The sequence below is a fragment of the Phenylobacterium sp. genome, from assembly GCF_019636135.1.
Classification (GTDB): Bacteria; Pseudomonadota; Alphaproteobacteria; order Caulobacterales; family Caulobacteraceae; genus Phenylobacterium.
Genome location: NZ_JAHBYD010000023.1, coordinates 22,237 through 42,391, shown reverse-complemented (window position 1 = coordinate 42,391; position 20,155 = coordinate 22,237). Strand labels below are relative to the sequence as shown.

Below are 20,155 nucleotides of genomic sequence, written 5' to 3'. Positions count from 1 at the left end.
ACGGGCCGCCGGAGTAATCTCCTCTCCCTCGAGCGGAGCGATGGAGGGAGAGGTTAGGGTGAGGGCCGGCTGGGCCGACTCTGTTTATCCGTCGAGGGCCCACGCACGGTGACGCCGCACGTCCTCGCTCGGCCATCGGCGGAGCACGCTCTCACGTGCCGACCCTCTCCCAGCCCTTCCCACTCCGCTTCGCGGGGGGAGAGGAGATCTCTTACCTCGCCGCCAGTTCCACCAGCGAGTGGTCCGCCGCCTTGCGCACCACCACGTCGGCGTGGGCCATGGTGGGCGCGATGTGGTCGCGGAGGTTGACGAGGTTGATGCCGGCCCAGGCGGCCTCGACCAGGGTGTTGCGGTACGCCGCGTCCGGGATCCGGGCGATCAGGCTGTCGGGCTCGTTGGCGATGATCCCGTCCAGGCGGGTCAGGTACCAGGCCTTGATGTGCTCGGGCTCGGCGTCGACGTAGAGCCTGAGGCCGAAGCGCTCGCGGGCCTGCGGCGTCTGCAGCACGTTCACGCCTTCGACGATGACCACGCCCTTGCCGGCGACCGTGTGCGTCTCGCCCGGCACGATGTCGTAGCTGACGTGCGAATAGACCGGCATCCGCGCCGCGCGGCCCGACGCCAGGCGGTCGAGGAAACCGTGGAAGGCGGCGACGTCGAAGGTCTCGGGGAAGCCCTTCCTCGCGCTCAGGCCGGCGGCCTCGAGGTCCTTGTTGGGCCGCAGGAACCCGTCGGTGGGGACGGCCTGGGCCGCGAGGCCCCGCGCCTTCAGCCCCTCGGCGATCGCGCGGGCCAGCGTGCTCTTGCCCACCGCCACGGCGCCGGTGACGCCGACGAGGAACACGTCGCGGCCGGCGGCGCGCTCGGCCACCTGGGCGATCAGCCGGTCCTGCAGGGCCGGCATCAGTCCTCCGCGATCCGGCTGTGGCGCCGCGTGTCGCGCATCAGGGCGTAGACCAGCAGCGAGCCCGCGATCACCACGGTCACGTAGGTGAAGAACCACGTCTCGTGGCCGGCCTGCTTGAACGCGAGCGCCACGTACTCGGCCGTCCCCCCGAACGCCGCGTTGGCCAGCGAATAGGGCAGGGCGACGCCCAGCGCCCGCACCTCGGTCGGGAAGAGCTCGGCCTTCACCACCGCGTTCACCGACGAGTAGTGCGCCACCACGATCAGCGCGAGCGTGGTCAGGCCGAACGCCGCCCAGGCGCTGTCGGTGGCGGCGATCGCCGACAGCAGCGGCCAGGTCATCGCCGCCCCCAGCACGCCGAAGGTCATGAGGATCGCGCGGCGGCCGACCCGGTCCGAGATCGCCCCGATCAGCGGGTTGATCAGCATGAAGACCAGGAGGCCGCCGGCGACGATCAGGTTCGCCTGGTCCTTGGCGAAGCCCGCCGTGTTGACCAGGAACTTCTGGATGTAGGTCGTGTACGTATAGTAGGCGAGCGTGCCGCCGGCGGTCAGGCCGATGACCGTCAGCGCCTCGCGCGGATGGCTCCTGATCAGCCCCCAGGTGGTCGCCTTGGGACCGGTCCGGGCCTCGAACGACGGCGTCTCGTCCATGCCGCGCCGGAGCCAGAAGACCGCCAGCGCCAGCCCGCCGCCGATGAAGAACGGCACGCGCCAGCCCCAGGCCTGCATCTCCCCCGGCGTCAGGAACGCGGTCAGCGTCAGCAGCACCAGCATGGCCAGGAGCTGGCCGGCGATCAGGGTCGAATAGAAAATCCCCGACCAGAAGCCGCGCGTCTTCCGCTGGGCCATCTCCGACAGGTAGGTGGCCGAGGCGCCGTATTCGCCGCCCATGCTCATGCCCTGGAGGATGCGGGCGAACACCAGGATGGCCGGCGCCGCGACGCCGATCTGGGCCTGGCCCGGACAGAGCGCGATGATCAGCGAGCCCGCGCACATGAGGCTGACGGACACCACCATGGCGGCCTTGCGCCCGATGCGGTCGCCATAGAGGCCCATCACCCACGCCCCGAACGGGCGGGCGAAGAAGCCCACGCCGAACACCGCGGCGGTGTTGAGGAGCTCGGTGGTGCGGTCCGCGTCCGGGAAGAACACCTTCGAGAAGTAGAGCCCGAAGGCGGCGTAGACGAACCAGTCGAAGCTCTCGACCAGGTTGCCCGCCGACCCCGCCAGGATCGAGCGCAGCCGGTTGCGCTCGCGCGCCGTGGCGATGTCCTGCCGGACCTCGGCGACCTCTGCGGTCAAGGCGTTCCCCCGTACTCCTGGGCGCGAGAGAACCCGCTTTCCGCGCCGGGTTCAATCCGCCGCCGACGCATGCTGAGATCGGGCCATCATCGGGAGGCCGCATGCTCAAGCTCCACACCGCGCCGGGGACCATCGGCCTCGCCTGCGAGATCGCGCTCGCCGAGGCCGGCGCGGCCTATGAGGTCCACCGCCTCAGGTTCGCGCAGAACGAGCAGCGGCAGGCGGCCTACCTGGCGATCAACCCCAAGTCCCGCGTGCCGGCCCTGGAGACCGATCGGGGCGTCATCACCGAGGCCCCGGCGATCATGGGCTACATCGCCCGCACCCATCCCGCCGCGCGGCTGACGCCCGAGGGGGACGCCTTCGCGATGGCCGAGGCGGAGTCGCTGATGAGCTACCTGTGCTCGTGGGTCCACCCGGCCGCGGCGCACCGCCACCGCGGCGCCCGCTGGGCCGACGACCCCGCCGCCATCGCCGAGCTGCGCAGGAAGGCGCCGGAGGTGTTCGGCGCGGCCATGCGGCTGATCGACGAGCGCCTGTTCCGCGGCCCCTGGGCGCTGGGCGAGGCCTACAGCGTCTGCGACCCCTATCTCTACGTGCTGACGAGCTGGCTGCCGCGCGACACGCTCGACATGGCCGACTTCCCGCGGCTGGCCGACCACCACGTCCGGATGGGCGAACGGCCGGCGACCCGGGCCGTGCTGGCGGCGGTCGAAGCCGGCTGACCCGTGTCGCCCGGGCGCTGGCGCGCGGCGCCACACGCGTGACACGGTGCCGGGCCTAAGGAGCGCCGCATGGACCTGCCCCTCAAGCCGCCTCGCCACTATCCGACCCCGGCCGCCAAGTGCGCCGACCTGGTCGTGCATGTGATGGGCCTGACCCTGTCGCTCGTGGGCGGGATCGTGCTGCTGACGCTGGCGGTGAAGGGCGGCTCGATCAGCCAGGTGGTGGGCGTCTCGATCTATGGCCTGGGCGTGGTGGCCATGCTGGCCTTCTCCACCGCCTACAACTTCGCCCACCACAGGTACCGGCCGACGCTGCGGCGGCTCGACCACGCCGGCATCTTCCTGATGATCGCCGGCTCCTACACGCCGTTCACGATCAACCTGCCGGGCGCCTGGGGCGTCGGCATGACCACGGCGGTCTGGCTGATCGCGGGGCTCGGCGCGCTGGGCAAGCTGTTCCTCACCGGCATCGACCGGAAGTTCTGGGTGGGCGTCTACCTGGCGCTGGGCTGGCTCGTGGTGGTGGCGCTGAAGCCGATGATCGACAGCCTCGCCTGGTACGCGCTGGCGCTGCTCGTGACCGGCGGCGTGCTCTACTCGACCGGCGTGATCTTCTACGTGAACAAGAGGCTGAAGTTCTCGCGCGCCATCTGGCACGGCCACGTGGTGGCCGCCGCCGCCGCCCACTGGACCGCCGTCCTGCTGGGCGTGGTCCTGGCGGCCCAGCACTGAGAGGGCGCCTCGCGCCGACTGCGGGCGCGGCGCAGGCCCACGGCTACTCTGCGGCGTAGAGCAGGGTCGCCGGCGTCGCCGCCGGTGTCAGACTGGAGCGCAGCGACAGCCCGTTCAGCCCGAACGCCTGGGCGACCCAGCAGGCCGCCGCGCCCAGCGCGCTCGGCGGCGTCCCGCCCACCAGCGAGGCCAGCCGCTCGTCGAGGCTGGCGTAGTCGTCGGCCTGGGCGCAGCCGAACACGTCCAGGATCGCGGCCTCGTCCGTCGTCAGGGCGGGATCGGTGACCACCGAGAGCTTCAGCGGCCGCCGCCCGCAGGCGCCCAGTTGCTGCATGAACACCTGCAAGGTCCGATAGGCCTCGTCGCCCCCCACGCCGCAGGCCTCCTCGAAACCGCCCTTCAGCCCGTCGCAGCCGCCTCTCAGCGCCAGCACCCTGACCGTGCGCACGAGCAGGCGCTCGCCATGGGTGAGGACGTCGCGGGGCGCGTGGTGAAGCATGGCCGACTCCCGGATTGCCCGCTCACGCTATTGCAGTTGCGAGTCATTCGCAATCTATCTCCTGCACCGATGTTCCCCGATCCCCACGATTGTCATCCCGGTTTTGGCGTAGCCAAAGCCTGCCCTCGCGAAGGCGGGGGACCGGGACCCAACCCTCCGGCGCTCTGAGCTGGCGATCCGGCTCCGACCGCAGGAGCCGCCCTCCTACCATCGACGCACCCGACGGTTGGGTCCCGGTCTTCGCGTGCCGCGAAACCGGGATGACAGGCGGTGGGGATGACAAGCGGTGGAGCGTTGCCGCTGCGGCCCTAGTACGGCCGCTCCATGAAGACGTCCGCGCGGACGTACGGCGTGTCGGCCGGGGCGAGGTCGCGGAAGCCCATGGCGCGGTAGAGGCCGAGCGCGGGGCCGAGGCCGGAGTTGGTCTCCAGGTAGAGCCGGGTCGCGCCCCGCTCGGCGCCGGCGTCGATGCAGCGCTGCATGAGGCGCCGCCCGAGCCCGGAGCCGCGCAGGCTCTCGGACACGGTCATCTTGGCGACCTCGTAGCCGCCGTCGTCCATCTTCAGCAGCGCCACGCAGCCCACCGCCTCGCCGTCCTTCAGGGCCATGAACACCAGGCCGCCCCTGTCGACGATCTGGCCCTGCGGGTCGCCCAGCACCTCGCGGTCCTTGGCCTCCAGGGCGAAGTGCTTCGAGATCCAGGCCTCGTTCAGCGTGCGGAACGCCTCGGCGTGACGGGGCTCGAAGTCCACGATGGCGATGGTCATGGAGGGAGTCTGTCGCCAAAATCGGGGCGATGGCCAACGCGATTTTCTCATCCCTGCCGACGACGATCTTCGAGGAGATGTCGGGGCTCGCCCGCAGCCTGGGCGCGATCAACCTGGGCCAGGGATTCCCGGACGATCCCGGCCCCGAGCCGCTGCGCGCCAGGGCCGCCGACCTCGTCCTGAACGGCTACAACCAGTATCCGCCGATGACGGGCCTGCCCGAACTGCGCCAGGCCGTCGCCGCGCACTACGCCCGGACCCAGGGCCTCGACTTCGACTGGGCCAGCGAGATCACCGTCACCTCGGGCGCCACCGAGGCGCTGGCGGTCAGCTTCCTGGGCCTGCTCGGCGAGGGCGACGAGGTGATCGTCTTCCAGCCCTACTACGACAGCTACCTGCCGGTGATCCGCCGCGCGGGCGGCGTACCGAAGCTGGTCAGCCTCCAGCCGCCGCACTGGCGCTTCACCCGCGAGATGCTGGAGGCGGCGTTCACGGACCGCACCAGGCTCGTGGTGCTGAACAACCCCATCAACCCGTCCGGCGTGGTGCTGCCCGACGAGGACCTCGCGCTCCTGGCCGAGTTCTGCGTGAAGCACGACGTGATCGCCGTCTGCGACGAGGTCTGGGAGCAGGTCGTCTTCGGCGCCGCCCGGCACCGGCCGCTGATCGCCTGGCCCGGCATGCGCGAGCGCACGGTGAAGATCGGCTCGGCGGGCAAGATGTTTGGGCTGACGGGCTGGAAGGTGGGCTTCCTGTGCGCCGCGCCGGCCCTGACCCACAGCCTGACGCGCGCCCACCAGTTCATGACCTTCACCACCGCCCCCAACCTGCAGGCCGCCGTCGCCTGGGGCCTGGAGAATCCCGGCGACTGGTTCGAGACCATGCCGCGCCAGCTTCAGGCGTCCCGCGACCGCCTGACCGAGGGCCTGCGCCGCGAGGGCTTCTCGGTGCTGACCAGCCAGGGCACCTATTTCCTGAACGTCGACCTCGCCGGATCGGGCGTGACGGTCGGCGACCGCGAGTTCTGCCTGGCCGCGGTGAAGGCGGCGGGCGTCGCGGCCATCCCCGTCTCGGCCTTCTACGAGCGCGACCCGGTGACCTCGATCGTGCGCCTCTGCTTCTCCAAGGGCGACGCGACGCTCGACGAAGGCGTGAAGCGGCTGGCGAAGGCGCGGGACCTCACGCTCCGGGCTTGACCGCCCCGGCGCCGCGCCCCAAGCGTGGGGGCAGAGTGGGAGTTCTGTGCATGGCGGCGTCGCGCGTCCTGGGTCTGGCCGGTGTGATGGCGGCCGGCATGTTGTGTTCCAGCGCGATGGCTGCGCCGGGCGCCTGGGAGGTGCTTCCGACGCCGGGCGGCGGGGCGCTCGCCAAGGCCGCGGGGCCGGCGCCCGTCATTTCCATCGCCGTCGCCTGCGTCGACAACAAGCGCACCTTCCTGATGAAGCTGGCGCCCGGCGCCACGGCGCCGCGCATGGTCGTGGGCGTCCAGGCCGGCGGCGCGCGCTCCGAGCTCCAGATATCCCGCATCGGCCAGACGGACGGTTGGGGCAACCTCGACGCGCCGGCGGAGTTCCTGGCGCGCCTGGCCACCGCGCCGGCGGGCTCGACGCTCAGCCTCGACGGACGTCCGCTCGGTCCCTTGCCGGTGGGCAACGCCGGTCCCGCCATCCGCCAGGCCGCCGGGGACTGCGGCGCCGCCACGGCGACGACGGCGAGCGCGCCGGCGCCTGCGCCCGGCGGCGGCCCGGACATCCGCGGCATCCGCCCCGGGATGACGCTGCCCGAGGTCCAGGCCGCGCTGAAGGCCGCGGGCCTCCCGTCGGTCTCCAGGCCCTACGCGGGCTCCACATGGCAACCCCAGGACGCGCGGCTCAACACCTACGAGCCCTACGGCCGCAAGGACCTGACCTTCGAGACGAGCTTCACCGCCAGGACCTTCAACGTGCCCAACAACTGGGCCATCGGCGACACGGTGGCGGCGGTCTTCATGCCGCCGCCCAGCCAGCGGCGCGTTTGGGGTGTCGCGCAGACCTCGCAGTACGCGCCCGGGAAGGGCCCCGGCGCCCGCAGCACGATCGAGGCCCTCACCCGCAAGTACGGCCAGCCCAGCTTCTCCTTCGTGCCCGCGCCGGGCGTGCGGGCCGGGACAGCGCGGCTCTCGTGGTACTGGGACGCCCGGGGCCGGACGCTCGGACCCCAGGCCGAGGCCGACTGCCGCGGCGCCGTCTTCAACGCCTACATCGGCACGATCAGCAGCATCAGCCTGATGGCCACCAACATCGTGGCGCTGAAGCCGGACAGCATGGGGCCGGCGGTCAAGGCCGGCTGCGCCATGGGTCTCCTGGTGGCGATGAACTTCGACGTCGATACGCAGGAGATATCGATGCTGAACCTCACGCTCGCCGACATCGCCAACGCCGCCCGCGCCCAGCAGGCCACGGCGCAACTGGCGCAGCAGCGCGGCGCCGCCGAGACCAACGCCCAGCGCAAGGCCGCCGAGGACCGCAAGGCCGCGTTCTGAGCTAGAGCGCGTTCCGAAAAGTGGGAACCGGCTTTCGGAATAAACGCGCGCCAAAACAATAACCCGCTCTAGGCGCCCGCCCGCCACTTCCCCGGCGTGACGCCGAACGCGCGCCGGAAGGCGGCGATGAAGGCGCTGGCGCTCTGGTAGCCGGCGTCCAGCGCGGCGGTCGTGACCGGCGCGCCGTTGCTGAGCGAGACCACCGCCTGCTGCATCCGCGCCCGTGCGCGCCAGGCCTCCAGCGACAGCCCCGTCTCAGCCTGGAAGCGCCGTTGCAGGGTGCGCAGCGACGCGCCGGCGTCACGGGCGAGCGCAGGGAAGGCGGTGTCATCGCCCGGCTCGGCCAGCAGCCGCGCGGCCAAGGCCCGCGCCCGTGGATCGGACGGCAGCGGCAGTTCCAGCGGCGCCGTCTCGGCGGCGGCGAGCAGATCGACCAGCAGCCCCTCCAGGCGCTCGTGCGCCAGGTTGTCCGCATCGAGCATGCCGAGGCGGACGATGTGCAGGATCAGTTCGCGCAGCAGCGGCGCCACCTCGATGGCCCGGCAGGCCTCGAGCGCCGCATGCCCTGGGCCCGGCGCGAGGTAGAGCGTGCGCATCGCCACGCGCCCGCGCATCCGGATCTCGTGCGGCGTCCCGCCCGGCACCCAGACCGCGCGCGTCGGGGGCGCCAGCCAGGCGGCCGTGGGCGTGGCGACCCGCATCGTGCCGGTCGCGGCGTAGACCAGTTGCGCCCAGGGGTGTGTATGGTGGTCCAGCACGTGGCCGTCGGCGTAGGTCGCCGCCAGCCCGCGCACCGGGAAGCCGTCGGGATCGCGGACGTTTTGGCGTGTAAGCGACATTCTTCGTCAGACTAGCGCGGGTGCGCCGCGCTCTGAAGGCCTAGCTTGGCCCGACAGGAGGTCCCGATGCCCGCCACTTTCCGCCATTTCGCCATCAACGCCGACGACGTGCCGCGCGCCCGGAGTTTTTACGAGCAGGTCTTCGGCTGGAGCTTCAGGCCGTGGGGGCCGCCCGGCTTCTACCAGACATTCGATTCCGGCGGCGGGCATCTGGGGGCGCTCCAGGGCCGGCGCGACATCGGCGGCCAGCGGATGCCTGGCATGGAGCTGACCTTCGGCGTCGACGACCTCGAGGCCACGATGGCCGCCGTGGAGGCGGCGGGCGGCAAGATCCTGATGCAGCCGTTCCACATCCAGGGCGTCGGCCGCCTGGTCTTCTTCCAGGACACCGAGGGCAACATCGCCGGCGCCATGCAGTACGAGACCGACGAATGGCCGGCGTGATCGCCGGCGCCGCGCCGCGCCGCCCGCACAGCCGAGCCCGGGTGCGGCGGGCGGGGGCTCAGCTCCGGTGGATCGGGTCGATCCAGGGGACGCCTTCGGGCTTCTCCACCGGGTCGATGTCGAGGTTCACCACCACCGCCTCGCTATCGGAGCGGACGAGGACGCAGGATAGCGGCTCGTCCGTGGAGGCGTTGATCTCCTGGTGCGGCACGAAGGGCGGCACGTAGATGAAGTCGCCCGGGCCGGCCTCGGCGGTGAACTCCAGGTGCTCGCCCCAGCGCATGCGGGCGCGGCCGGAGACCACGTAGATCACGCTCTCCAGCGGGCCGTGGTGGTGGGCGCCGGTCTTGGCGTTGGCGTGGATGTGGACCGTGCCGGCCCACAGCTTCTGCGCGCCCATCCGCGCGCGGTCGATGGCGACGGCGCGGTCCATGCCGGGCGTGGTGGCGGTGACGGGGCCGAGCTGGTCGCCGGGCACGACGCGGACGCCGCTGTGCTTCCAGCCGTCCTCGGGGATCGCGGGGGGAACGTCGTCGTGAGCCATGGCGCAACGCTAGCGCGGCGTCGCGGCGGCGGAAACCGTCGCAGTCGCGCGAGTTGGCCATGTCGGGCGTTTGACACAACTTTGCCGTTATTCGCCACGTCGGTGAGTTGTGATGACGCCATTGCGCGAGCCGTGTTTGGTGCCCGACACAAGTCAGATCGGGGGGCCCGACCACGCACGGATGGAGGGCCCATGAGGTCCGTTACATGGGTGGCGCTCGCCGCCGGAATATCGCTTGCCAGTTCGCCCGCGCTCGCGGCGACGAACCTGATCACCAATGGCAGCTTCGAGACCGGTGACTTCACCGGCTGGACCTACTCGGGGGTGACGCCGTCGGGCGCGCCGGCCGTGATCATTCCCTACAACTCGAACGCCGGATATCCGGGAGGCGCGTATGGAGAGCCGATCCCGCCGGACAACTCCGCATCGCCCAGCCCCGATCCGGTCGGCGACAACGCCGCCTACTTCGTGGCCGACGGCGCCACCGAGAGCCTGTCGCAGACCGTCCACCTGCTGCCCGGCCTCTACACGATCGGGTTCTCGGTCTACGTCCCGCTGAACGGCTTCAACAACGCGGGCAACGCCACCTTCACCGGCACCATCGCCGGCGTGAACCTGGCGAACTTCACGGTGGACACGTCGACGCCGCAAGTGTGGGTGCATTACGCCGGGGTGGCCAACATCCTCACGGAAGGCGACTACCTCAGCAGCTTCACCTTCGCCTCGGCGCAGGGGGCGGCAGGCGACTTCGTGGTCGACCGCGCCTACATCGTGGCCGGGAACGCGATCCCCGAGCCGTCGGCCTGGGCGCTGATGATCCTGGGCTTCGGCGGTGTCGGCGGGGCGCTCCGCGCGCGCCGCAGCCTGCTCGCCGCGGCCTGACGGCCGCGTGACGGGACCCCGGCCTGGGGGGCTGGCCGGGGTTTTCCGCCGTCTACCTGGGCGCGGCCGCCGCCGGCGGGGGAACCGCCGCGGGCGGGGCGTCCGTCGCCGGGGTCGCCACAGGCGCCGTGGCGGCCGGTGTCTCGGCGGCGGGCGGCGGGGCGGTGTAGCGGCTGACCCGCGTGATCCGCACCGGCCTGATCAGCATCTCGCCCTTCATGGCGCCCTCGCCCTTCACCGGATCGGTGGGCAGCACGATGATCTTGCGGATCACCTCCAGGCCCTCGACCACCTGGCCGAAGGCGGCGAAGCCGGGATTGGCCGCCGGGTTCTTCCGGTCGGCGTCGAGATAGCTCATGTCGCCCAGCATGATCGACCAGTCGGCCTGGGCGGTGCCCGGCGCATGGCGGCCCATCGAGATCACCCCGTCCTTGCCGTGGGTGAGCCCGGTCTTGATCGTCGATTCGTGGGCGATGGGCGGCAGCACCTTCTTCGGGTCGTTCTGCAGGCCGCACTGGACGAGGCCGTAGTCGTTCCCGGCGTAGCCCTTGGGCTTGCTGGCGCGATAGCAGGCGGCGCCGTTGAAGAGGCCGCGGTCGACATACTTCAGGTAGTTGGCCACCGTGATCGGGGCCTTGTCGGCGGCCAGCTCGACCACGAACGCGCCCTCGGTGGTCTCGACCTTCACCTGCGGGTTCGGCCTGGCGGGCGGCGCGGGAGCCGGCGTTGCGGGGGCCGCCGGCGTCTGGGCCTGGGCGGCGGCGGCGAGGAGGGCGGCGGCGACCGCCGGAAGGAACTTGCGGAGCATGGGCGCGAAGCTAGCGCAGGCTCAGCCCCCGCGACAGCGGATGTAGGTGTCGGTCTGGCCCTTCGATTTCAGCGCCCGGCCGGCCAGGACCAGCGTCTGGACGCGGCTGGCGCACAGCCGGCGCTCGCCGCTCCGGATGCCGACGCTGGTCGTGACCTCGGCCGAGCGGCCGTCCGGCGCCACCACGATGCGGAAGACCCGGCCGGTCTCGCGCGACGGCGCCGCCTTCCCGATCAGGGCCCGCGCCTCCTTCAGCGTCGAGGTCCCGTAGGGCACGGGCGGCTTGCCCCCGTTGTAGGCCTGGTCGGTGAACGTCGCGTCGGGCGTGAAGGCGGCGAACCAGGCGTCGAGTTTCCGCGCGTTCCAGGCCTGCTCCTGCTTCGCCACGAAGGCGCGGGCGGCCTCTTCGGTGACGGGCGCGCCCGCGACGCGGGGCTGGGCGGCGGCGGAGGTCGCGATCAGGGCGGCGAGGACGAGGGCGCGCATCGCTCAGGGCCGCGCGAGCCAGCGCATGCGGTGGCCGTTCATGGCGGTTTCGCCGAGCCGTTCCAGCAGCCGCCAGTTGACGATCGCGCCGACGGGGGCCCCGACGACGGGGATCATCTGGGCCATCTTCGCCAGGTCGATGTGGTCGCGGTATTCCTGCTGGAACCTGCGCCAGTCGAAGTGGGCGTAGTCCTGTGGATGGGCGCGGGCGTCCCAGTCCTCCAGGCCGCGGAAGACCTCGGCGCGGTGGCCGGCGCCCGAGAAGGCCAGTTGGAAGAGGGCCAGGATGTAGAGCCGTTCCCCGAACGCGTCCGCCTCGTGGCCGTAGACCGCCGAGAGATCGAACAGCAGCTTGATCTTGATGACCAGCAGCGCCGGGAAGTCGGCCAGCGCCAGCCAGACGCCGCCGGCCCCCGCGACGCCACCCTCCACGGCGGCCGTCCTGCGGTAGCCGCGGATGACCTCCAGCGCGCGGCGGTCGCGCTGGGCCAGCGAGGCGCCGATCAGCGGCGGGGCGGTGGTGAGGTCGGCGCCCGTCAGGATGGTGCGGGTCATGCCCTCGACGACGCTCGTCAGCGTGGCGTGGACCCGTTCTGGGATGAGGCGGTTGATGTGGCCCTGCAGGTCGCGGGCGGCGACGTCGAGCGGACCGGGCGGCTTCAGGACCGCGGCCGTCCAGCGTGCGACCTCGGCGCGGGCCCAGTCCTCGTAGGCGGCGTCGGTCGCGCCGAAGGGCGGCTGCGCGCGGGCTATTTCAGGACCGCCACTTCCAGCACCCAGGCGACGATCGCCGTCAGGAAGCTGCCGGTGAAGGCGCCCCGCACGAACGCGCCGTTGCGCTCCCACCAGATGCGGCGCGCGCGCATGCGCTGGGCCCGGTCGACCTTCCGTCTCTGCATCGTCGTCCTGGTCCCCCGCGGTTCGGCCCGACGTTCTAGCGTGGGAATCCGGCGGGCGGAACCGCGCGCGATCCCGCGAGGCCGGGCGAGGACCGGAGCCGAAGTCGCAGGCTGACGGATAGAACCTGTCGGCGCGGCATGCGCCGCAGGCGCGCTATTCTCAACCACCAAGGACACCAAGACCACGAAGGGTCCGAGAAGTGCGCTGCGCCCAGCTCATCCGCGGCGCCTTGGTGGTCTTCGTGGTTGAATCAAAACGGCGCTGCCGCGCGCTCGAAGTCGACAGGTTCGCGCAATCCCTCATCCGGCGCCCTGCGCGCGCCACCCTGTGGGGTCATTTCAGGCCCGCGTCGGCCTGGGCGATGGCGGCGCGGAGCCAGCCGCTTTCGTTGGAGTTGCGGGACTGGGTCAGCAGCGCCTCGAGCGCCGCCTTGCGGACCATCAGGGTTTCGCGGTGGCCCGGCTCGGCCGCGAGCGCGGCGCTGGTGAGGCGCAGCGCCAGGGTGGGCCTGCCGTCGGCGAGGATGGCCCTGGCGCGCGCCGCCACCGGGCCCGCGCCGCCGCCCAGCCTGGCGAGCTCGGCCTCGGCCTCGGCGGGCGAGACCGCGTACATGGTGGCCGCATCGCCGTCGAACCAGCCGGCGTAGCCCTCGTAGATCCCGCGGACCGACCAGGCGATCTGGCCGTAGCCTTCGCCGACGTCCAGCTCCGGCGGCAGCTTGATGGTCCGCATCAGCTCGTAGACGCCCTTGCCCTCGTTCATGCCCCTGACGGTGGCGTCGTGTACGTAGAGGATGGCGTCGCGATACTTCGTGAGCTGGCGGCGGACCTCGGCGGCGCCCACGACCGGGCGGCCATGGCTGGGCAGCATGATCTCGGGGTTCAGCGCCAGGACCTTGTCGATCGACTCGACGTAGTCGAGCGCCTTGCGCTGCTGGGTGCCCCGCAGCGTGTAGAGATTGGGGAAGGAGTCGTAGAAGTTGTCGCCCACGAAGGCGGCCTTCAGCTCCGGGATCCAGACCGTGGCGTGGTCGGGCGTCTCGCCGGGCGTGGCGAGGACGCGGAAGGTGAGGTCGCCCACCTTGAAGGTCGTCTCGTGCTCGAAGAGGACGTCGGCCAGCCTGGGCGCGGCGTAGTTGCCGGGGTTCGCCTCGGCGCCGCTCCGGCCGGGGGCGAGGCCGAACTGGGCGGCGTTGCGGTGGGCGTAGAAGCCGGAGAGCCGCGTCATGTAGTTGCGGAATTCGACACTCGCGGCCTGCTCGACGACCTTCGTGCCGGGCTCGCGCCAGAACGGCACGCCGCCCGCGTGGTCGCCGTGGGCGTGGGTGAGGACGATGTAGCGGACGGGCGCCTTGGAGACGGCGCGCAGGAGTTCGCGGTGACGCCTGGCCGTCTGGACGCTGGAGGTGTCGATCACCACGTCGCCGGCCCTGGTGGTCACGAGGTAGGTGTTGCCGAAGCCGATGGCCTGGTGGATCCGGCCGCCGGCGAAGTGGAGCGCCTCGGTCTGGCTCGCGCCCGTGGTGGTGGGCTGGGCCGCGCCGGGCCGGCCGTCGGGCGCCGGCGCCCCGAGCGCGGCCTCCTGCTCGTGCGCCAGGGCAGGACCGGCCATGAGCAGGGCGGCGGCGAGAACGGCGAGACGCATGGACCTGATCCTTCCGAAAAGCGGCTGAAGGATCGGGAGGCGCCCGGAACGGGTCAAGCGCGCGGCAGGCGCGGCTCCGATGGCCGAAGGCTATGGCCTGCCTTTCCCGCTTGCGGGAAAGGCTCGCTACTTCGCTTCGGCCTGGGCCTTCATGGCCTTCATGACGCCCAGGAACATGGTCGCGCGGCGGGTCTTGTTGGCCTCGCGCTGGTCGGCCGGGACCGAGGTCTGGTCGAAGAACAGGGTGTAGACGAGCTTGGAGCTCTTCTTGTCGACCGGCCGGATCTCGACCGTGCCGTGGTAGAGGATCTTCGGATCGACGTCGGCGTAGGTGTAGGAGAGCGGCGTGACCGCGACCACCACCTCCTCGATGCGGCCGGCGATCTTGCGCACGGCGCCGAGTTCGCTGTCCTTGCCCTGGGTGATCTCGCAGGGCAGGACGCCGGCCGGGTTCAGGAACTTGCCGATGTCGCAGTAGCCCTTGACCTTGGCCCAGGCCGTCTCGGCCGGAACCGCCAGCGGCAGCTCCTGCACGATCGTGACGTAGTCGCCGGCGGCGTTGGCGGCGGTCGCCACGCTGAGCGCGGCGGAAACGGCGGCGAGCCGTGCCCAGACCTTCATGACGATTCCTCCCCTCATGGTTTCGGGGAGCATACCCATGCTTCGAGCGTCAGAGAAAGCGTGGCCCGAGGTAAAGCAGCGCCAGAATCACGATGGCCGCCACCAGGATCAGGGCCGCGCGCGGGTTGGAGCCCAGGAACGACTCCGACGGGCGCCTCATTGTGGGCTTCGGCGGCGGCTTCCTCGCCGCCTTCTCCTTTTCCTTGCGGTACGCCTTCAGGTCGGTGACCCGGGGATCGTGACCGTTCGGCCTGGAGGGCTCCTTCGCCATCAGCCGGCCAGCTTCTCCAGGTCCTCGGCCGAGATGTCGGCGTTGGAGTAGACGTTCTGGACGTCGTCGTCGTCCTCGAGCGTCTCGATCAGCTTCATGAGGGTGGCCAGCGGGTCGCCCTCGATGGGCGTCAGCGCCTTGGGCCGCCAGGCCAGCTTCGTGGACGTCGCCGCGCCCAGGGCGGCTTCCAGCGCCGCGGAGACGTCGTTCAGCGCATCGAAGGCTGTCCAGATGGTGTGGCCGTCCTCGTCGGACTCCACGTCGTCGGCGCCGGCCTCGATGGCGGCCTCCATCACCTTGTCCTCGGACCCGGCCGAGGCGGCGTAGGTGATCTGGCCCACGCGGTCCCACATGAACGAGACCGAGCCGGTCTCGCCGAGGTTGCCGCCGCACTTGGTGAAGGTGGAGCGCACGGTGGAGGCCGAGCGGTTGCGGTTGTCGGTCAGCACCTCGACGATCACGCCCACGCCCCCGGGGCCGAAGCCCTCGTAGCGGATCTCGTCGTAGGACTCGGCCTCGCCGCCCGCGGCCTTCTTGATGGCGCGCTCGATCACGTCCTTGGGCAGCGACTCGGCCTTGGCGTTGTTCACCGCCAGGCGCAGGCGGGCGTTCATCGCCGGGTCGGGCAGGCCCATCTTGGCCGCCACGGTGATCTCGCGGGAGAGCTTGGAGAACAGCTTGGAGCGCGCGGAATCCGCGCGGCCCTTGCGGTGCATGATGTTCTTGAATTTCGAGTGGCCGGCCATGGTCCGTCGGGGGTCGTGACTGAGAGGTCGGAGCTTCTACCCCGGCGGGCCGGGCTCACGGAACCCCCCGCCGACGGCGGCGGTCAGGCGAGGAGCCTCAGGCGGCCAGCGCGCGGCGGCGGCGGATCATCGCGCCGATGGCGCCGAAGCCCATGATCATCATCGCCCAGGTCGCAGGTTCCGGGACGCCGTTGCGGATGTCCTGGGCCGCGTACTGAGCCACCTGGAGCGCGCCGGAGAAGCCGCCCAGCCGGACTTCACCGGTCTGGATCACGCTCCTGGCCACGACCGAGCCCTCGATGCCGTTGCCGAACTTCAGCTCGGCGTTCGGGGCCAGGATCGAGCCGAACCAGGTCTTCGAGCCCAGGTTGATGCTGGTGGCTTCGTAGAAGTTCCAGATCACCGAGGCGCCGAGGCCCTGGCCGTTGTTGAAGTTGATGCTGCCCGGCAGGCTGATGTCGGTCCCGGCGACGTTCACGACGACCGCGTCGTAGCCGCTGGGCATGTTGAACTTCAGGTTGCTGCGGCCCTGCAGGAGCGCCGACAGGTCGGCGATGCTGTAGACCGCGACGCCCGTGCCGGCGCCCGGGTCGAAGACCACGTTCCAGCGGTCGGGCGTCTCGGCGAGGTGGGTGGCGTCCAGTCCGGCCAGGTAGGCCGAGGTCGCGGCCAGTTCGGCGGCGTAGTCCATCGCCTGCCGTTCCAGCTCCGCCTGCAGCCCGCCCACCTGGGACTCGTAGCCGGTGTGCCGCACGCCGTTGGAGTTCCGGCTGATCTCGCCGCCCGCGTAGAGGTCGGTGGCGTTGGTCTGGTTGATGGCGCCGCCCGCGTAGGCGGTCTTGGCGTTGGTCTGGTCGATGGCGCCGCCCGCGGTGACCGTGGCGCTGTTGGCGTTGACCTTCCTGACGTTGCCGCCGGCGGTGACCGAACCGCCGCCGTTCATGTTGGCGCCGGAGTCCAGGTTGCCGCCGACGACCACGGAGCCGCCGTTGGCGACGTTCTTGGCCCCGCCGGTGACGTTGCCCGCCACGGTCAGGGCGACGCCCGACTGGCCGGCCCGGGTCATGTATTGCGACGAGCCGCCGCTGAGGTCGCCGCCGACGAAGGTGCGGCCCTGGACGCCCTGGCTCGACTGGAGGTCCTTGAGCGCGATGAGGTTGTAGTCGCGCATCGCCTGCAGGCCGGCATTGACCTGGGCGGCGTTCGGCGCCGCCGGCGCCGGGGCCGCGACGGCCACGCCGGCGCCTGCCAGGACGAACCCGGCGGCGAGGACGGCGGAAAGGGTTTGAACGATACGCATCTGAGGAGACCTACGCACGGCAGCGGTTAAGGACGCGCTGAGACCGCCCCCGTCCGGCTCAGCGGCGCGGCCTATGCCCGGGCTTCATGTTGCGGCGCAACATGCAGAGTGTCGCAGCCCGGACATGCCCATCGGGGGCGCGGACGTTGCGCGCAGGCGCGCGGAAGGCTGGGGCGGCGCCTCGTGCGCAGCTTCAACATTCTGAAAAAACGAAGGAAAATCCGGCTACAGGCCGCCGATCCTGCGCGCGCACTGCGCGACCTGCTCCCGGGTGAGGTCGGGCAAGAACTGGATCTTGCGGGCCGAGACGTCGTTGTCGCCATAGGGCCAGTAGGCGATCCGGCGCGGCTTGGCTTTGCTACTCATTTTGGGGAGCCGGACGAAGAGTTCCACCTGCCGGCTGCGGTCGCCGGCGTTGAAGGTCCAGGATTCCAGCCGCATCCCGTCGCGCACGCCGGAGTTCCAGGCGGGGCCGCGGCGGGTCACGCCGACGACGGTCCTGGCCGCGAACGAGCGCGCCGTGTCGAACCCGGCGTCGAAGCCCGGCGAGACGGTGACGCGGGCCAGGATGCAGCCGCCGAAGAGTTCGTCGGGCAGCGGGATCGGCTGGGTTCCCTCGGCGTAGCGGGCGATGTCGGGGCGGATGTCGAGGCCGGCGGTCACCCAGACGGCGGAGACGAGGCCGGTGACCGTGTCGGGCCCCTGGCCGGGGGCGAAGCGGCGGTAGTGGTCGCGCATCCGCTGGACCACGTCGTCGAGGCCGGCCTTGCCGCCGGTCTTGCGGCGCACGTCGTCGTCCCACTTCAGCGCCAGGATCGCGCCGCGCGCGGCGGCGTCGCTGGACGCATCGGTGTCGATCCAGCGGCCGACCCAGTCGTCGGCGCTCATGATCCCGGCGCGGACCAGGGCGCGGTCGGCGATGAAGCGGCCGAGCCCGCCGGTCAGCCAGGGCGCCGGTGTGGCGGGCGGTCGTCCCGCCTGCCGCTCCAGCACCCCGTCCACGTGCGCCTCGACGAGGGCGCGGCGGAGCTCGGCGTCGGAAAGGCCGGAGGGCGGCGCGACGAAGCCGTCGTCGCGGTCGAGGCCGCGCTCCGGCGCGGCGGCGCGGGTGACGAAGAAGGGGCCGGCGGGTTCGCCCAGATAGGACCGCACGGCGGCGACGGCCGGCGCGACGGCGGCGGCGAGCTTCTCGGGGCCGTCGCGGTCGTCCGCGAGCGTGGCGGCGCGGATGACGCCGCCCGGCGTGCTCTGCTCGGCGGTGCGGATGGCCGGCCCGGCCACGAGGACCGAGCGGCGCACGTCGCCGACCGTCAGCGGCCGGCCCATCGCGGCGTGGTCGAGGTCGGAGACGACGCGCCAGCCCTTCGGCGGCTTGCCCAGGCGCACCTTGGCCGAGAGCGCGTCCCAGCCCACCGGCTCGGCGAACACCGCCTCGCCCAGCGCCGCCGCCTCCGGGCCGCCGCCGGCCACCGTGTAGCGGACGCGCAGGCTCGCGCCGGGCTTGTGGCGCAGGGTGCGCACGTCGCCGGCGGCGTCCAGGCTGGCGCCGCTCACCTTCAGGGTCGCCGCGGCGCCGGGCGGCAGGCGCAGCCGGGTCTCCCCGTCCGGCTCGCCGGACAGGCGCATGTCGACGGCGAGCGCGCCGGTCGGCGCGAGGGTCACGCGGTAGTCCACGAAGGCCGCGGGCGCGGCGCCCAGCAGCGGGAGGGCTGCGGCGGCGATGGCGAAGGTTCGGATCATCCGCTCCGGGGGGCTATTCGACGGGTGCGCAGTCGAACCGGTCGATCTGGCCGTTTTGAAGGCGATAGACCGCATCCTGCGGCACGTCCTGGGCCAGGGTCGCCCGCCGGTCGAGCCCGGCATAGGCCCCGCGCGCGAGCCGGCCCCAGACGCCGTGGCTGACCGCGATGACGCGGCGGCCGGGCTCGGGCGGGAGCGAGGCCAGCCAGCTCGCGGCGCGGCCCATCACGTCCTCGAAGGTCTCGCCGCCGCCGGGCGCGCCGAAGAAACGCTCGCCGTCGTAGCTGCGGTGCGGATCGTCGCGGCGGATGTCGTCCCAGAGCCGGCCCTCCCAGTCGCCGCAGCAGACCTCCATCAGCCGGTCGTCGGTCTCGACGGCGAGGCCGGTGGCGGCCGCGACCGCCTCGGCCGTGCGCCGGGCGCGGCCGATCGGGCTGGCGACCAGCCGCCAGTCGCCGTCCTCACGGCGGACGAGATCGGCGGCCAGGCGCTCGCCATGGCGAGCGCCTGGCGCTCGCCCAGCGGCGTCAGATCGCTTTCGAGGCGACCCTGGACGCGGCGTTCCCGGTTCCAGAAGGTCTGGCCGTGCCGCAGCAGGATGATCATCGCTTGCGGCGCACGACCGGGTGCGAGGTCGAGAGGCCGCCGTCGACCGCCAGGGTCTGGCCGTTGACGTAGGAGGCGTCGTCCGAGGCGAGGAAGAGGCCGGCGCGGGCGATCTCGTCGGGCGCGCCGTAGCGCGTCGTCGGGTTGAGCTGGCCGATCTTGTCCTCGTTGCCGCGCGCGCGGGCGCCGTCGAAGATCGGCTTGGTCATGCCGGTCTCGATCAGGCCCGGCGCGATGGCGTTGACCCGGATGCCGGTGCCGTAGAGCTCGTTGCAGGCGGTCTGCACCAGGCTGATGACGCCGGCCTTGGACGCCGAATAGGCCGGACCGCCGGCGCCCGAGCGGATGCCGGCCACCGAGGCGGTGCAGATGATCGAGCCCTTGCCGGCGGGGATCATCGCCTTGCTCGCATACTTCACCGCCAGGAACGGGCCGATCAGGTTCACCCGCAGGATCTCGGCCCAGTAGTCGGCGGTCTGCTCGTGCAGCGGCGAGAAGCCGCCCGAGACGCCGGCGTTGGCCCAGAAGACGTCCAGGCGGCCCGAATCGGCGATGGCGCGGTCGACCAGGCCCTTCACGAAGGCGTCCTCGCCGGCGTCGCCGGTGATCGCCACGGCGCTGCCGCCCGCCTTGACCACCATTTCCGCGGTTTCGGCGACCGCATCGGCCTTGTCGGCGACGATCAGGCTGGCGCCCTCGGCGGCGAACAGGATCGAGGCGGCGCGGCCGATGCCGCTGGCCGCGCCGGTGATGACGGCCGTGCGGCCGGAAAGGCGTCCCATGGTGTGTCCTTCAGGTGTGTCCGGCGCGGTGCGGCTCCACCGCCCCCTCCACCCTTCGGGTCCCCCTCCCCCGTACACGGGGGAGGT

25 protein-coding genes are annotated in these 20,155 nt (G+C 71.8%); 6 read left to right on the top strand and 19 right to left on the bottom strand.

What is annotated here, in order from left to right; genetic code table 11:
* Positions 1-211 precede the first annotated feature (211 nt).
* A complete protein-coding gene (locus KF737_RS16035) occupies positions 212-904 on the bottom strand; it encodes a hypothetical protein (RefSeq protein ID WP_296456993.1) in 693 nt (230 codons plus the stop codon).
* A complete protein-coding gene (locus KF737_RS16030; protein WP_296456990.1) occupies positions 904-2,211 on the bottom strand; it encodes an MFS transporter in 1,308 nt (435 codons plus the stop codon). The genes KF737_RS16035 and KF737_RS16030 overlap by 1 nt, the downstream gene beginning before the upstream one ends.
* Positions 2,212-2,312: 101 nt before the next feature.
* Between KF737_RS16030 and KF737_RS16025 the strand changes: the two genes are divergently transcribed.
* Positions 2,313-2,936 carry a glutathione S-transferase family protein gene (locus KF737_RS16025; RefSeq protein WP_296456986.1) on the top strand — a complete coding sequence of 208 codons (624 nt, stop codon included), beginning with the start codon at positions 2,313-2,315 and terminating at the stop codon, positions 2,934-2,936.
* Between the two features lie 69 nt (positions 2,937-3,005).
* Positions 3,006-3,668 (top strand): hemolysin III family protein, encoded by a 663-nt coding sequence (locus KF737_RS16020; RefSeq protein ID WP_296456979.1) that lies wholly within the window; start codon positions 3,006-3,008, stop codon positions 3,666-3,668.
* A 43-nt stretch (positions 3,669-3,711) separates the two neighbouring features.
* Here the strand turns inward: KF737_RS16020 and KF737_RS16015 are convergent, their stop codons facing one another.
* Together KF737_RS16015 and KF737_RS16010 are read right to left on the bottom strand one after the other, a co-directional pair.
* The gene (locus KF737_RS16015) at positions 3,712-4,167 is read right to left on the bottom strand and encodes a hypothetical protein (protein ID WP_296456976.1); all 456 of its coding nucleotides are present in this window, start codon (positions 4,165-4,167) and stop codon (positions 3,712-3,714) included.
* A gap of 308 nt (positions 4,168-4,475) precedes the next feature.
* Entirely contained in the window at positions 4,476-4,934 is a 459-nt protein-coding gene (locus tag KF737_RS16010; RefSeq protein ID WP_296456973.1) for a GNAT family N-acetyltransferase, read from the bottom strand.
* Positions 4,935-4,963: 29 nt separating this feature from the next.
* On the opposite strand from KF737_RS16010, the gene KF737_RS16005 reads away from it, so the two are divergent.
* A complete protein-coding gene (locus KF737_RS16005; RefSeq protein WP_296456968.1) occupies positions 4,964-6,130 on the top strand; it encodes an aminotransferase in 1,167 nt (388 codons plus the stop codon).
* Positions 6,131-6,180: 50 nt separating this feature from the next.
* Positions 6,181-7,455, top strand: coding sequence for a hypothetical protein (locus tag KF737_RS16000; RefSeq protein WP_296456964.1), 1,275 nt, complete (start codon positions 6,181-6,183; stop codon positions 7,453-7,455).
* A gap of 68 nt (positions 7,456-7,523) precedes the next feature.
* On the opposite strand, the gene KF737_RS15995 is transcribed toward KF737_RS16000, so the two are convergent.
* Positions 7,524-8,294: a helix-turn-helix transcriptional regulator gene (locus tag KF737_RS15995; protein ID WP_296456961.1), complete on the bottom strand. Its 771-nt coding sequence runs from the start codon at positions 8,292-8,294 to the stop codon at positions 7,524-7,526.
* Between the two features lie 66 nt (positions 8,295-8,360).
* Here KF737_RS15995 and KF737_RS15990 point away from each other — a divergent pair, with 66 nt between their 5' ends.
* The gene (locus KF737_RS15990; protein ID WP_296456958.1) at positions 8,361-8,738 is read left to right on the top strand and encodes a VOC family protein; all 378 of its coding nucleotides are present in this window, start codon (positions 8,361-8,363) and stop codon (positions 8,736-8,738) included.
* Between the two features lie 58 nt (positions 8,739-8,796).
* On the opposite strand, the gene KF737_RS15985 is transcribed toward KF737_RS15990, so the two are convergent.
* Positions 8,797-9,282 carry a cupin domain-containing protein gene (locus tag KF737_RS15985; protein ID WP_296456955.1) on the bottom strand — a complete coding sequence of 162 codons (486 nt, stop codon included), beginning with the start codon at positions 9,280-9,282 and terminating at the stop codon, positions 8,797-8,799.
* A gap of 192 nt (positions 9,283-9,474) precedes the next feature.
* On the opposite strand from KF737_RS15985, the gene KF737_RS15980 reads away from it, so the two are divergent.
* Positions 9,475-10,164: a PEPxxWA-CTERM sorting domain-containing protein gene (locus KF737_RS15980; protein WP_296456952.1), complete on the top strand. Its 690-nt coding sequence runs from the start codon at positions 9,475-9,477 to the stop codon at positions 10,162-10,164.
* Between the two features lie 52 nt (positions 10,165-10,216).
* Here KF737_RS15980 and KF737_RS15975 read toward each other — a convergent pair whose 3' ends face one another.
* The 13 genes from KF737_RS15975 to KF737_RS15920 form a co-directional block, all read right to left on the bottom strand.
* The gene (locus tag KF737_RS15975) at positions 10,217-10,972 is read right to left on the bottom strand and encodes a peptidylprolyl isomerase (protein ID WP_296456949.1); all 756 of its coding nucleotides are present in this window, start codon (positions 10,970-10,972) and stop codon (positions 10,217-10,219) included.
* A 21-nt stretch (positions 10,973-10,993) separates the two neighbouring features.
* On the bottom strand, positions 10,994-11,458 hold the full coding sequence (locus KF737_RS15970) for a hypothetical protein (protein WP_296456946.1): 465 nt from the start codon (positions 11,456-11,458) through the stop codon (positions 10,994-10,996).
* 3 nt (positions 11,459-11,461) lie between these two features.
* Positions 11,462-12,211 (bottom strand): EcsC family protein, encoded by a 750-nt coding sequence (locus tag KF737_RS15965; protein WP_296457074.1) that lies wholly within the window; start codon positions 12,209-12,211, stop codon positions 11,462-11,464.
* The gene (locus KF737_RS15960; protein ID WP_296456943.1) at positions 12,208-12,357 is read right to left on the bottom strand and encodes a hypothetical protein; all 150 of its coding nucleotides are present in this window, start codon (positions 12,355-12,357) and stop codon (positions 12,208-12,210) included. The genes KF737_RS15965 and KF737_RS15960 overlap by 4 nt, the downstream gene beginning before the upstream one ends.
* A 334-nt stretch (positions 12,358-12,691) precedes the next feature.
* The gene (locus KF737_RS15955) at positions 12,692-14,002 is read right to left on the bottom strand and encodes an MBL fold metallo-hydrolase (protein ID WP_296456941.1); all 1,311 of its coding nucleotides are present in this window, start codon (positions 14,000-14,002) and stop codon (positions 12,692-12,694) included.
* 126 nt (positions 14,003-14,128) lie between these two features.
* Positions 14,129-14,623: an SRPBCC family protein gene (locus KF737_RS15950; protein ID WP_296456938.1), complete on the bottom strand. Its 495-nt coding sequence runs from the start codon at positions 14,621-14,623 to the stop codon at positions 14,129-14,131.
* A 49-nt stretch (positions 14,624-14,672) separates the two neighbouring features.
* The gene (locus KF737_RS15945; protein WP_296456934.1) at positions 14,673-14,894 is read right to left on the bottom strand and encodes a hypothetical protein; all 222 of its coding nucleotides are present in this window, start codon (positions 14,892-14,894) and stop codon (positions 14,673-14,675) included.
* Positions 14,894-15,640, bottom strand: a complete 747-nt coding sequence (locus KF737_RS15940) for a YebC/PmpR family DNA-binding transcriptional regulator (protein WP_296456930.1) — start codon at positions 15,638-15,640, stop codon at positions 14,894-14,896. Before KF737_RS15940 ends, KF737_RS15945 begins: the two co-directional genes overlap by 1 nt.
* A 97-nt stretch (positions 15,641-15,737) precedes the next feature.
* A complete protein-coding gene (locus tag KF737_RS15935; protein WP_296456928.1) occupies positions 15,738-16,940 on the bottom strand; it encodes a collagen-binding domain-containing protein in 1,203 nt (400 codons plus the stop codon).
* 225 nt (positions 16,941-17,165) lie between these two features.
* Complete coding sequence (locus KF737_RS15930; protein WP_296456925.1) at positions 17,166-18,680, bottom strand: hypothetical protein; 1,515 nt, start codon at positions 18,678-18,680, stop codon at positions 17,166-17,168.
* Between the two features lie 13 nt (positions 18,681-18,693).
* Positions 18,694-19,125, bottom strand: a complete 432-nt coding sequence (locus KF737_RS15925; RefSeq protein WP_367273245.1) for a histidine phosphatase family protein — start codon at positions 19,123-19,125, stop codon at positions 18,694-18,696.
* Entirely contained in the window at positions 19,035-19,286 is a 252-nt protein-coding gene (locus tag KF737_RS22500; protein WP_367273244.1) for a histidine phosphatase family protein, read from the bottom strand. Before KF737_RS22500 ends, KF737_RS15925 begins: the two co-directional genes overlap by 91 nt.
* A complete protein-coding gene (locus KF737_RS15920) occupies positions 19,283-20,068 on the bottom strand; it encodes an SDR family NAD(P)-dependent oxidoreductase (RefSeq protein ID WP_296456922.1) in 786 nt (261 codons plus the stop codon). The genes KF737_RS22500 and KF737_RS15920 overlap by 4 nt, the downstream gene beginning before the upstream one ends.
* Positions 20,069-20,155 lie beyond the last annotated feature (87 nt).